Annotated in this window: 12 protein-coding genes; 1 reads left to right on the top strand and 11 read right to left on the bottom strand. The window is 41.5% G+C overall.

Annotated elements, in window-relative coordinates:
- Positions 1 to 69 precede the first annotated feature (69 nt).
- The 11 genes from M1G05_RS07575 to M1G05_RS07525 all read right to left on the bottom strand — a co-directional run bounded on the left by M1G05_RS07575 (position 70) and on the right by M1G05_RS07525 (position 12,439).
- The gene (locus tag M1G05_RS07575) at positions 70 to 591 is read right to left on the bottom strand and encodes a DnaA ATPase domain-containing protein (protein ID WP_084887416.1); all 522 of its coding nucleotides are present in this window, start codon (positions 589 to 591) and stop codon (positions 70 to 72) included.
- Between the two features lie 87 nt (positions 592 to 678).
- A complete protein-coding gene (locus M1G05_RS07570) occupies positions 679 to 5,070 on the bottom strand; it encodes a PolC-type DNA polymerase III (RefSeq protein WP_247953459.1) in 4,392 nt (1,463 codons plus the stop codon).
- Positions 5,071 to 5,173: 103 nt separating this feature from the next.
- Positions 5,174 to 7,255, bottom strand: coding sequence for an elongation factor G (gene fusA, locus M1G05_RS07565; protein WP_000090348.1), 2,082 nt, complete (start codon positions 7,253 to 7,255; stop codon positions 5,174 to 5,176).
- Positions 7,256 to 7,534: 279 nt separating this feature from the next.
- Positions 7,535 to 8,005, bottom strand: a complete 471-nt coding sequence (gene rpsG, locus M1G05_RS07560; RefSeq protein ID WP_000087873.1) for a 30S ribosomal protein S7 — start codon at positions 8,003 to 8,005, stop codon at positions 7,535 to 7,537.
- Positions 8,006 to 8,024: 19 nt separating this feature from the next.
- A complete protein-coding gene (gene rpsL / locus M1G05_RS07555) occupies positions 8,025 to 8,438 on the bottom strand; it encodes a 30S ribosomal protein S12 (RefSeq protein ID WP_001142332.1) in 414 nt (137 codons plus the stop codon).
- Positions 8,439 to 8,749: 311 nt separating this feature from the next.
- Entirely contained in the window at positions 8,750 to 9,349 is a 600-nt protein-coding gene (locus tag M1G05_RS07550; protein WP_125454662.1) for a response regulator transcription factor, read from the bottom strand.
- Positions 9,350 to 10,447, bottom strand: a complete 1,098-nt coding sequence (locus M1G05_RS07545; RefSeq protein WP_247953458.1) for a sensor histidine kinase — start codon at positions 10,445 to 10,447, stop codon at positions 9,350 to 9,352. It lies immediately after the preceding gene.
- Entirely contained in the window at positions 10,447 to 11,184 is a 738-nt protein-coding gene (locus tag M1G05_RS07540; RefSeq protein ID WP_125454664.1) for an ABC transporter permease, read from the bottom strand. The genes M1G05_RS07545 and M1G05_RS07540 overlap by 1 nt, the downstream gene beginning before the upstream one ends.
- 1 nt (position 11,185) lies before the next feature.
- Positions 11,186 to 12,070: an ABC transporter ATP-binding protein gene (locus M1G05_RS07535; RefSeq protein WP_045612719.1), complete on the bottom strand. Its 885-nt coding sequence runs from the start codon at positions 12,068 to 12,070 to the stop codon at positions 11,186 to 11,188.
- Positions 12,057 to 12,251 carry a hypothetical protein gene (locus M1G05_RS07530; RefSeq protein WP_000708869.1) on the bottom strand — a complete coding sequence of 65 codons (195 nt, stop codon included), beginning with the start codon at positions 12,249 to 12,251 and terminating at the stop codon, positions 12,057 to 12,059. Before M1G05_RS07530 ends, M1G05_RS07535 begins: the two co-directional genes overlap by 14 nt.
- Entirely contained in the window at positions 12,248 to 12,439 is a 192-nt protein-coding gene (locus tag M1G05_RS07525) for a hypothetical protein (protein ID WP_012972435.1), read from the bottom strand. The genes M1G05_RS07530 and M1G05_RS07525 overlap by 4 nt, the downstream gene beginning before the upstream one ends.
- A 77-nt stretch (positions 12,440 to 12,516) precedes the next feature.
- Between M1G05_RS07525 and M1G05_RS10025 the strand changes: the two genes are divergently transcribed.
- Complete coding sequence (locus M1G05_RS10025; protein WP_260467300.1) at positions 12,517 to 12,642, top strand: hypothetical protein; 126 nt, start codon at positions 12,517 to 12,519, stop codon at positions 12,640 to 12,642.
- Positions 12,643 to 12,995: the final 353 nt, after the last annotated feature.

Genomic DNA, 12,995 nt, shown 5'->3' with positions numbered 1-12,995 from the left:
CCAGTACATTATTATCACTTCTATAGTCTAACTAGCACTTTATATTCAAAACGATTAAAGCAAAATAAACTAGCCCTTAGATGATTTCAACTGTACCACTATGCCAGATTCGAAGAACTCAACTACGGATTCAGCCATATTTTTTAAGTCTTCGGGTAAGCAGTCTGAATATACAATGAAGAGTCTACCTCTTTTCTTATTCTCTTTGAATTGCTGCATCCAGTATTCCTGTACCCTTTGATCAGCCTCTCCCAAAAGTTGAACTCCCTCCAGAAAAATCAAGTCATACTCTGTATGCTCCATTTGCAGTTTTATCCATTGACTATGTTTAGAAAAAATCAAATTATCTCTCACTCGATAATATCCAAGTGATGCTATTGGAGTAGCAGGTTTTATTTTAGTTAACGTATAAAACAAATGCCATCTGTCAGTCTCTGAAATACCGCAAATGTAAATACATTGAGAATCTTCTTTTAAGTCTATTTGTGGGAATCCAATCCAATCACTCCCATCATCTTTCAAGCCTTTTTCAAAATTGTAAATTTGCTCTTCAATTGACACATTAGAATTTAAAATTCCTTGATCCACCATATTATATTCTCTTTTCTATTATTTTTAAGAGAATTATAACAAATCAAGTGGACATGTTTTATCCACTTGATCAAAATAAGCAATTTTTTAAAACAACTCATCAAACAAACTCAACTGGTTATCCTCTGGCATATTGCCCAGAATCCCCATCTCATCCATCTTTTCAACCAAGGTTGATGAGAGTCCGCCACGTTTGCGTAACTCTGTTTTAGAGAGGAATTCTCCCTCTTCACGTGCTCGCACCAATTGCTTGGCAACGTTCTCTCCCAGACCATCCATTGCTACAAATGGCGGGATGAGGGTATCCCCATCGATAAGGAACTCTGTCGCCTGACTACGGTAGAGATCGAGTTTTCCAAACTTGAAACCACGCTCCCACATCTCATTGACAATCTCAAGAGTTGTATAGAGATCGATCTCCACATTAGAGGCTTCATTGTTCTTCCGTTTTTCAGAGATTTCTTCCATTCTGCGCTTGATAGCCTCCAAGCCCGCCCCCATGGTCTTGATATCAAAAGCCTTAGCACGGATTGAGAAATAAGCACAGTAGTAATAAATGGGATGATGAACCTTGAAGTAAGCTACACGCAAGGCCATCATAACGTAGGCTGCCGCATGGGCTTTAGGGAACATGTACTTGATTTTTCCACAAGATTCGATATACCACTCAGGAACATTGTTGGCCTTCATAGCTTCGATATAGCCATTTCGCTCCTCTTCGGAAATCTTGAGCCACAAGCCCTTACGTACCCGTTCCATGATAGTAAAGGCCATCTTAGGCTCGAGGCCAGCATGCATGAGGTAAACCATGATGTCGTCCCGACAACCGATAACAGTCGATAGGTCTGCTATTCCTTGCTTAATCAGATCTTGAGCATTGCCCAGCCAAACGTCGGTACCGTGGGACAACCCTGACAACTGAAGCAATTCTGCAAAAGTCGTCGGATGGGTCTCATCTACCATTCCACGTACAAAATTTGTTCCAAACTCTGGAATCCCCAGCATGCCTGTCGGAGTTCCGATCTGTTCAGGAGTCACACCTAGCACATCAGTCCCAGAAAAGAGGGCCATTACACCTTCGTCATCCATAGGGATTTCATTGGGATCAATACCCGACAAATCCTGAAGTTTCCGAATCATGGTCGGATCATCATGCCCCAGTACATCAAGTTTGAGGACATTCTCATCGATATCGTGGAAGTTAAAGTGAGTGGTCTGCCATTCAGCCGTCACGTCATCTGCTGGATACTGAACAGGAGTAAAATCGTAGACATCCATGTAGTTCGGAATAACAACAATTCCCCCCGGGTGTTGACCTGTTGTCCGCTTGACACCCGCCGCTCCTTGAGCGAGGCGTTCTACCTCTGCATCACGGTAAAACTTTCCATAGTCCCGCTCATAACCCTTGACAAATCCATAGGCAGTCTTGGCAGCTACCGTACCAACCGTTCCCGCACGGAAGGCATATTCCTCACCAAAGATATCACGCACATCCAAATGGGCGCTAGGTTGATCTTCTCCCGAGAAGTTCAAGTCAATATCAGGAACCTTGTCTCCATCAAAACCAAGGAAGGTTTCAAACGGAATATCCTGCCCATTTTTGCTGAGTTTGTGACCACACTTTGGGCAGTCCTTATTAGGCATATCAAATCCTGAACCGTACGAACCATCGGTGATAAACTCACTGTATTGACATTGACCACAGACATAGTGAGGAGAGAGAGGATTGACCTCTGTAATACCAATCATGGTCGCAACAAAACTAGATCCTACAGACCCACGAGAACCAACCAAGTAGCCCCGTTCATTGGAACGTAGCACCAGCATCTGCGATGCCAGATAAATCACGGCAAATCCATTCCCCAGAATGGAAGTCAATTCTTTTTCAATCCGCAAATCGACAATATCTGGCAGCGGATTTCCATAAATCTCAAAGGCCTTCTTATAGGTCAACTCGGCAACTGTTTCTTCAGCCTTGTCGATGAAAGGCGTATACAAGTCCCCCTTAACAACCTCAACAGGTTCAAAGATATCTGCCAAGGCATTGGTGTTTTCAATAACCAATTTCCGAGCTAATTCCTCTCCCAAGAAGGCAAATTCATCCAACATCTCATTGGTTGTTCGAAAATGAGCCTTCGGAAGAGGAGCTGGTTGGGCATGTTCCCCATGACCGATAGTTCGGTTAACCATAGCTCCCTGTCCCAAACTACGGACAATAATTTCACGGTAAATTTCTTCTTCTGGTTCGATATAGTGGACATTTCCCGTAGCCAAAACGGGCTTACCAAGGCGTTCTCCAACCTCTATCAAACTTTTGATAATGGTCTGGAGTTCTTCCATATCCTTAACCTGCTCCTTGGCAATCAAGGGAGCATAGATAGCTGGTGGCATGACCTCGATAAAGTCATAATACTTGGCCACCTCAACCGCCGCATCCACGCCCTGGGAAACGACTGCATCAAAAACTTCACCTTCTGCACAGGCTGAGCCTAAAATCAAGCCCTCCCGATGGGCATCTAGAACCGTTCTCGGAATTCGTGGCACCCCTTCAAAGTATTTGGTATTGGACAAAGAAACCAACTTAAAGATATTTTTTAGACCTACCTGATTCTTGACATAAATGGTCGCATGCTTGATTCGAGCTTTTTTATAAGAATCTGGACTAACCAAATCAATATTGAGTCTAGCTAAATCCGTCACACCATGTTTTTCTGCTACCTCTTTGATAAAGATGAAAAGCAGACGACCAGTAGCTTCCGCATCGTAATTGGCCATGTGGTGATGTTCCAAAGCCACACCAAAACGCTTGGTCAAAGGCCCCAAACCATGACGTTTATACTCAGGATAGAGATTTCTAGCAAACTCGAGCGTATCAATAACTGGCTGACTAATCTTTGGCAGACCATGACGTTCATAGTTGGCATTCATAAAGCCAACGTCAAAGGTGGCATTGTGGGCGACTAGGACCGTATCCTTACAAAATTCTTGGAATTCTTGCAAAACTTGTTCCAGTGGCTTGGCATTTTTGACATGATCATCTGTAATTCCAGTCAACTCAGTAGTAAAAGCTGACAAGGGATGCCCAGGATTGATAAATTCATCAAATTCAGCAATGACATTCCCCTTGTACATCTTAGAAGCTGCAACCTGAATCAAATCATTATAGATAGCTGAAAGCCCCGTCGTTTCCACGTCAAAGACCACGTAGGTCGCTTCCGACAAGTCCATCTCCACTTCGTTGTAGACGATAGGGACACGATCCTCCACGATATTGGCTTCCATACCATAGATCAGCTGGATTCCTGCTTTCTTAGCCGCCTTATAGCCGTGTGGGAAGGACTGAACATTTCCATGGTCCGTGATGGCAACCGCCTTGTGTCCCCACTTAGCAGCTGTCGCAACGATCTCTTCTACCTCGGGTAGTGCATCCATGGTCGACATGTTAGTATGAGCATGAAACTCAACCCGCCGTTCTCCTTCTGGCATTAAATCCTTCCGCTCATAGTGAACAACTTCCTGCACATCCTGCACGTTCATAGTCAAATCGCGTGTGAAGTTATTCATCTCCACATTCCCACGCACTCGGAGCCAAGAATTTTTCTTGATTAGGTCAAATTTCTGAGCCTCTTCCTCATTCTTAACCCACTTTTGCATCGAAAAACTTGAAGTGTAGTCCGTCATTTTAAAGTTGATCAAAACACGCCCTGTTCTGGTCACTTTTTGCTCCACATCAAAAACAACCCCTTCAAATACCAAACGATTTTCCTCCGTCGTCACTTCGATCATAGGAGTAATCTCTGCCTTATCTAGCTTGGGTTTAGCTGCAGCTTTTTTCGCTTGAAAATCAAAGGATGGTTTCTCTTCCGCTGGAGGAGGTGCCATCTGTTCTAGTTGTTCCATAGCACGGAGCGCTTCCTCATTGGCCGCTTGAACAATCTGCTCATTTTCAGCATGAAAGGCCTCTTCTTGCTCTTGAGTCAGCACATCATTTTTCTCTACTTGACAAGTAAAAGCTGGAAAACCAAACTTTTCAAGTTGTTTCGCTAAATTAGGAAGGTGATTTTTCTTAAAATGCTCCTTATCAATCGCCTCAGAGCCTTCAATAAAGAGTTGATTGCCTTCAGCACGAACTTGCAAATTTTGATAAAGGGACTTAAAACCTTGACTAGCACATAGGCCTTCAGAGAAAGCCTCTCTATAGTAGGACTGCAAGAGTTGATTTGAAAATTCTTGAGACAGAGCCTTGATTTCGAAAATAGCTTTATTGCCTGTCTTAGAAAATTCTTCCCTCAAACCTTTCTTTAATTCTAAAAAGATTTCAATCGGTAAAATATTAGAAAATACGAAATGAAACTCCCATACCTTACTAATTTTATGAACCACAACTCGCTCAATATCAGCCTGTGCTAAAACAGGAGCCTGTCTCATTTCAGCAGGCATCCCCAGTTGATTCATCAAAATTTCAAAACTATTTGACATTCATTTTCCTCACATTATTCTTCTACTATTTTACCATATTTAGAGGTATTTTCTAAAGACAAAAGGAAGCCACTAAGTGACTTCCTTCTAGAGCGAGGACAGATTAGTCTTCACCTTTGTTTTTCTTAATGATTTCTTCTTGTACTGACTTAGGTACATCTTCGTAGTGGTCAAATACCATCATGAATGTACCACGTCCTTGAGATGCAGAACGAAGAACTGTTGCGTAACCGAACATTTCAGCAAGTGGAACGTAAGCACGAACGATTTGGCTGTTACCATGTGCTTCCATACCATCTACACGTCCACGACGAGCAGTTACGTGACCCATAACATCACCAAGGTTTTCTTCTGGAACAGTGATTGTTACAAGCATCATTGGCTCAAGGATAGCTGGTTGTGCTGATTTAGCAGCTTCTTTAAGAGCAAGTGAAGCCGCGATCTTGAAGGCAGTTTCAGATGAGTCGACATCGTGGTATGAACCATCGTAAAGCTTAGCTTTAACGTCAACCATTGGGTAACCTGCAAGAACACCGTTAGCCATAGATTCTACCAAACCTTTTTCAACCGCTGGGATAAATTCACGAGGAACCACACCACCGACGATTGCGTTTTCGAATTCGAATCCTTTACCTTCTTCGTTTGGAGTAAATTCAATCCATACATCACCGAATTGACCTTTACCACCAGACTGACGTTTGAAGAATCCACGTGCTTGAGTAGAAGCACGGAATGTTTCACGGTAAGATACTTGAGGAGCACCTACGTTCGCCTCAACTTTGAACTCACGACGCATACGGTCAACAAGGACGTCAAGGTGAAGTTCACCCATACCAGAGATAACTGTTTCACCAGTTTCAACGTTTGTTTCAACGCGGAATGTTGGATCTTCTTCAGCCAATTTTTGAAGAGCGATACCCATCTTATCTTGGTCAGCTTTAGATTTTGGCTCAACCATCAATTGGATAACTGGTTCTGGAACATTGATTGACTCAAGGATGATTTTAGCTTTTTCATCTGTCAATGAGTCACCAGTTGTAGTATCTTTCAAACCAACGGCAGCAGCGATATCACCTGAGTAAACAGTGTCAATTTCTTGACGGCTGTTAGCGTGCATTTGAAGGATACGTCCGATACGTTCACGTTTACCTTTAGAAGTGTTCAATACGTATGAACCTGATTGAAGAACACCTGAGTATACACGGAAGAATGTCAAACGACCTACGAATGGGTCTGTCATGATCTTGAAGGCAAGAGCTGCAAATGGCTCTTCATCAGATGCTGGACGAGTTTCTTCTTCATCTGTATCTGGGTTGATACCTTTGATTGCTGGGATGTCAAGTGGGCTTGGAAGGTAGTCAATAACCGCATCAAGCATCAATTGAACACCTTTGTTCTTGAAGGCAGAACCACACAATACTGGGAAGAATTCAACGTTGATAGTCGCTTTACGGATACCAGCTTTCAATTCTTCGTTAGTGATTTCTTCACCTTCGAGGTATTTCATCATCAATTCTTCGTCAGTTTCAGCAACTGCTTCGATCAATTTTTCACGGTATTCTTGAGCTTGGTCAAGGTATTCAGCTGGGATGTCTTCTTCAAGGATATCTGTACCAAGGTCGTTAGTATAGATTTCAGCTTTCATCTTGATCAAGTCGATGATACCACGGAAGTCATCTTCAGAACCGATTGGCAATTGGATTGGGTGTGCATTTGCTTGAAGACGATCGTGAAGTGTGCTTACAGAGTAAAGGAAGTCAGCACCGATTTTGTCCATTTTGTTGGCAAATACGATACGTGGAACTCCATACTCAGTTGCTTGGCGCCAAACTGTTTCAGTTTGAGGCTCAACACCTGATTGTGAGTCAAGAACGGTAACCGCACCATCCAATACACGAAGAGAACGTTGTACTTCGATTGTGAAGTCCACGTGTCCTGGTGTGTCGATGATGTTTACGCGGTGGTTGTTCCATTGAGCTGTTGTCGCAGCAGATGTGATAGTGATACCACGCTCTTGCTCTTGCTCCATCCAGTCCATTTGTGACGCACCTTCGTGAGTTTCACCGATTTTGTGGATTTTACCAGTGTAGTAAAGAATACGCTCAGTAGTTGTTGTTTTACCAGCATCGACGTGAGCCATGATACCGATATTACGAGTTTTTTCAAGTGAAAATTCGCGTGCCATGAGGTTTGTTTCTCCTATTTATTTTTGATTTCTATTCTATTATAACACGATTTTAATAAAAACGGATAGGCAGGACCTACCCGTTCTCAATGTTTTCATGCTATTGTTGGTTTCAACTTGTAGATTTTCAAGTTGAATTGAACTCGGGCTAAAGTTAATTAGCCGATTTGAGCCGGAACGGGATGCTGTGTGAAAAAGATAAACTTCCTTGTATTCGTCGAATACTGCGTCAGTTTCCTATTTTCACCTTGCATCCTTACCGTTCCTAGCATCATGATTTTACCAACGGAAGTGTGCGAATGCACGGTTAGCTTCAGCCATACGGTGAGTGTCTTCACGTTTCTTAACTGCTGCACCAGTGTTGTTAGCAGCATCCAAGATTTCTTTTGCAAGACGATCTTGCATTGTGTGTTCACCACGAAGACGAGCGATTGTTACCAACCAACGAAGTCCAAGTGTTGTACGACGTTCTGGACGAACTTCAACTGGGACTTGGTAGTTAGAACCACCAACACGACGTGCACGTACTTCAAGTACAGGCATGATGTTTTCCATAGCTGTTTCAAATACTTCAAGTGCATCGTTTCCAGTAGCTTCTTTGATTTGCTCAAAGGCACCGTAAACGATTGAAGCAGCTGTACCACGTTTACCATCAAGCATAACGCGGTTGATAAGACGAGTAACTAGTTGTGAATTGTAAAGCGGATCTGGCAATACGTCACGTTTTGGAGCTCTATTTTTACGACTCATTTCTCTTTATCCCCTTTCCTTATGCTTTTGGACGTTTAGTACCGTATTTAGAACGGCCTTGTTTACGATCGTTAACACCTGCAGTATCAAGTGCACCACGGACGATATGGTAACGTACCCCTGGAAGGTCTTTTACACGTCCACCACGAAGAAGCACCACGCTGTGCTCTTGCAAGTTGTGTCCGATACCTGGGATGTAGGCAGTAACTTCGATAAGGTTGCTCAAACGTACACGAGCGAATTTACGAAGGGCTGAGTTAGGTTTTTTAGGTGTCATTGTTCCAACACGAGTTGCAACACCACGTTTTTGTGGTGAAGAAACGTTTGTTTGAACTTTTTTATGACTGTTGTAACCAACGTTCAAAGCTGGTGATTTAGATTTTTCTACTTTTGATTTACGCGGTTTGCGAACCAATTGGTTAATTGTAGGCATCTACATTCTCCTGTGTTTTTTTATTTTTGGTGATGATACACTTGGTGACAGCTATCATCTGTGTGTACTTTTGCAACATTTGTCAGCACGTCCCTGTACACTCTTGAGAGACCAAAAGTAAAAAGTACCGTCTATTATTGTAACAAAATTTTCCCTTGGTTGTCAAGATATTTTTCTTTTTTATTGTTAATTTTAGCTCTTTTGTAGTGCTCCCTAAAAAAGAAAAAGGAGGAATCCCACCCTCCTAAAATTAATATTGTTCCATTCAATCTCATCAATTTTAGACATAATGTTCAAAAAATATTATATCATCACAACCAACCAGATTCTTTCGCAATATTAGCTGCCTCTGTTCGATTGCCTGCATGTAATTTAGAAAGAATATTGGTGACATAGTTTCGGACTGTTCCGTTGGATAGATAAAGTTTGTCTGCAATTTCTTGGTTAGATAAGCCCTGAGCAATTCCCTTTAAAACTGCGATTTCTTGTTCTGTTAATGGATTGGGATGCGTCATCACCACTTCCATCAATTCAGGCGAATACTCCTTGCGTCCCTCTAGGACGGTGTGCAAGGTTTGCATTAGCTCTGCAATGTTTCTTTCTTTTAATACATAAGCATCTACTCCAGCCTTGACCGCACGTTCAAAATACCCAGGACGTTTGAAGGTCGTCACCACAACCACCTTTGTTTCAAGCTTTTCTGCTCGTATCCACTCCAAAACTTCAAGACCTGTCTTAACAGGCATTTCTACGTCAAGGATGGCGATATCTACAGACTCCTTTTCTAATAGTTGGATTGCTTCTTGCCCATTCTTGGCTTGAAGGACAGACTCCACATCCGGTTGAAGCGTGAGCAATTGACACATAGCATCTCGCAACATACTTTGATCTTCTGCGACTAACACTTTCATCTACTTTCTCTCCTTATAAGGTAGTCGAACCTGCACTTCTGTCGGTTGTTTCTGACTAATTACCTTTACTTCTCCCGAAAATGGAAGAACACGATCTCGAACTGTATGGAGGTCATCCCCCTTTATAGAAGTAAAGCCACAGCCATCATCTCTCACTGTTAGAATGAGTTCTTTCTCTGTCCGTTCTAATTTCAAGTAGACTTTAGACGCTTTAGCATGTTTGATGATATTGGTCACTAATTCAAGCAAAATCATGGAAGCCGTTGACTCCAATTCCTGAGTAAGGCTAGCTGTATCTAGTTGATTAGCTATTTCCACCTCAATTCCAGCAATTTCTAACATCTTTTTCACAGTCTCTAGTTCGGATGTCAAAGTTCTAGACTTAAGATTTTCCACAATGGTTCGCACTTCACGCATTGATTCTTTGCTAATTTGCTGTATTTCTCTTAATTCCTTTTCCACCTGTGGGTAAGCCTCCATCTGAAATAACTGCAAGGCTAAATCTGTCTTGACACTCAGCATAGCAAAGGTATGTCCCAAGCTATCATGCAAATCTTGACCGATACGACTGCGTTCATTTTCAGCAAGCAAGAGATTTATCTGGGCATTTTGCTTAGCCTGAGCTTCTTTCAAATCCTCCACAATACGAATCCGAACCAAGCCAAAAGTCATCAAATCGACAAAAGCAAGAATTACAAGTAGATAGAATAGAAACTCAACTTCGATTCTCTGAAAAATCAAAAGTTGGCCCACAACAAGGACTTGAGCAAGAAGAAAAGTCCAGACATGTAAAGACTTTAAACTACGTACGCCAAAATGATAACTTAAGAGGTTAGAAAGGAAAAAGAAGAACCAGATATAATTAACAGCAACAAAGGCAGTATTCCCAACTACATAAGTCAGCATGAGACCCCAATATAGCCAAGATAGGCGCTGGCTCTTAGTTGTTAAAACACCCAAATACGCCACTACAAATAGAATATCAACCAATAAATGCCAGACAGGAAGCCACCCAGTCACTACAGGTAGGATGGGGAAAATCATAAAAATCAAACTTGCCCAAAACATATAGTGTATGCTTTTTAGTCTTTCAAACATTAAGTATTCTCCTTATGACCTTGAAGGTAAATGGTCAAACCAAACAAAACTGCTGAAAAAACAAGTAGATAAACTGTGGCTGATAGATTGATGCCACCCTCGTTTAAGAAAGCCTTGAGCAACTCCATCAACTGATAAGTTGGTAGGCACTTCCCGATTGCTTGCATCCAGTCTGGAAATAAAGAGATGGGCATCCAGAGTCCGCCTAAAACAGCCAAGCCTAGATAGAGAAGATTACCCACGACAGACATCAGCTGACTAGAAGGCAAGAGTGTCAAGGTTAATCCAAGCGCTACAAAGGCAACACTTCCTACTATCAGCAAAAGTGCAGCCCCAATCCAGCTTCCTAGAGACATATCCACACCTCTGACCAAGTGCCCAACTGAGAAAACAACCAGGATTGAGACCAAATAATCAACCATCATACTTGTTATCTTTGATAGATAATATTCTACCATATTTACTGGAGTATGGCGTAATGTTTTCTGCCAATTGTTGATTTTATCGGTATGTAAAACAGCTGGGAATGAAAACATAGCTGTCGACATCATGGAAAAGGCTGTCATGGAGATGAGGTAATCACGCATAAAATTCGCGGGCCCACCTGGTGTGTCCTGGTACATGCCAGAAAAAAATAAATAGAAGGCTGTCGGCATCCCTACGGATAACAGATAATAGACTAATTGTCGTTTGGTCAATAGAAATTCTATCTTGTTTAGTGCGATCCATCGTTTCATCTTAGTCATCTCCCTTTTGTGTTTCTTCAAAGATTGTATCCAGCAAGCTACGATTATTGACTTCAATTTCTTGAATCCTACATCCTGCCTGAACTAATAGTTCCCAGAAAGCGTCCGCTTCGCGTGTGACTACTTGTAGAGCATCTTGTTTTTGTGACCAGTTTTCAACCAAGTTAGACTGCTCAATGACTTCCTTGTATGCTAGAGGAAGGATAAAATGCTTTTCAATTCCCTCACTACGCATGGCTAGAGGCGTCGTATCACGAATCAACTCTCCCTTATTCAAGACCAAAATCCGGTCCGCTGTATGCTCTACCTCTTCGATATAATGGGAGGAATAGAGAATGGTAACTCCCTTAGCTTTTAGTTCCTGAACAATTTCCCAAAAGCGTTGACGAGTTGAAGTATCCATGGCAGCAGTTGGTTCATCTAAAAAGACAAGCTTTGGTCGCCCAATCAAGGTCAAGACAAAAGAGAAGAGACGCTTTTGCCCGCCTGACAATTTTTCTGCGAATTGCTCTTTCTGATGCTGGTCAAACTGCAATAGTTGATCGATTTCCTGGTTGCTCAAGGGATTTGGATAAATACTTTGAAAGAAAGCAATCAACTCTTTGACCTTTAATTTCTGAACGATGACATTTTCTTGAGGGAGATAGGATCTTGTGTAGTCTAACTGAGAACTCGTCACTGGCAAGCCTTGGATGGATACTTGATCGCTTGTGACCCGTTTATCTCCAAGCAAACAGTCCAAGAGTGTGGTCTTCCCAGCACCATTGGGCCCAATCAAGGCGACGCATTCACCTTCAGCTATCTCAAAGGAAATATCCTTCAAAATAGCCTTGCCCTTGATGTTTTTATTTAGGCTTTCTACCTTAATCATGTTCATGATATTCTCCTTTCAACCACTCCTTTCCCATAGGAAAGGCGATAAAAATCATAAATCCCAGTCCCCAGGCACCACGGATGAATTGGTGAAGGAAGGCTTGATCAAACCAACCTGTAAACATTTCTACCAACCATACCACTAGTGATAGTCCAATAAAAAGATAGAGAAACGCTTTTTTCATTTTTCAAACTCCTTTTTCACATCTGAGACTAATTTCAAACCTTCTCGGATAAGCCAGGACATCATTCCAAATCCTGCAAATAGCTCCCAAGGAAAATGATAGAAATCTTCATCCAATCCTGAGAACATGAGATAAGTCATGACTCCTGCTGCTACTAAACTCATTGCGACAATTACTTTATGTTTCATTTTTTCTTCCTCCACTTGATACATCTAGTATAATTCTTTGAAGGTAGAATCACTAGAAGCTTCTGTCATGAGGAGATATGACAAATGTCATTAAAAATTCTGTTCAAAACAAACAAGATACACTATACAATAAAACACAAGTAGAAAAATCTAAGGCAGCCTCCTCAAAAGAAATATCAAACCCCATTCACACTATAATGTAAACTAATACTTATCTAAACTCGTAATAGCAGCAATTTTTATAACATTGAAACATATATTATAGGTTCAACAAAAACTCTTCTATTACTTTATTAAGAATTAATAAGAGTTATAAAATCTATTAAATTTCAATGTGTATAATTAACTACAGTATTTATTAAACAAGACAGGAAACAAAAAAGTATACGCGATCAAAATGAATTACTGAAATTCAAAAAAGAGAGAAGCAAACTGATTCTCTCTTAATGTATATAATATCTAGTTAAACAAAAAAGATACGCTTACGTATCTCTGTAATGAATCGGGAAGACAGGATTCGAACCTGCGACACCTTGGTCCCAAACCAAGTACTCTA

This window comes from Streptococcus mitis (assembly GCF_023109515.1).
GTDB classification, from domain to species: Bacteria; Bacillota; Bacilli; order Lactobacillales; family Streptococcaceae; genus Streptococcus; species Streptococcus mitis_CS.
This window is presented reverse-complemented; position numbering and strand designations above follow the sequence as displayed.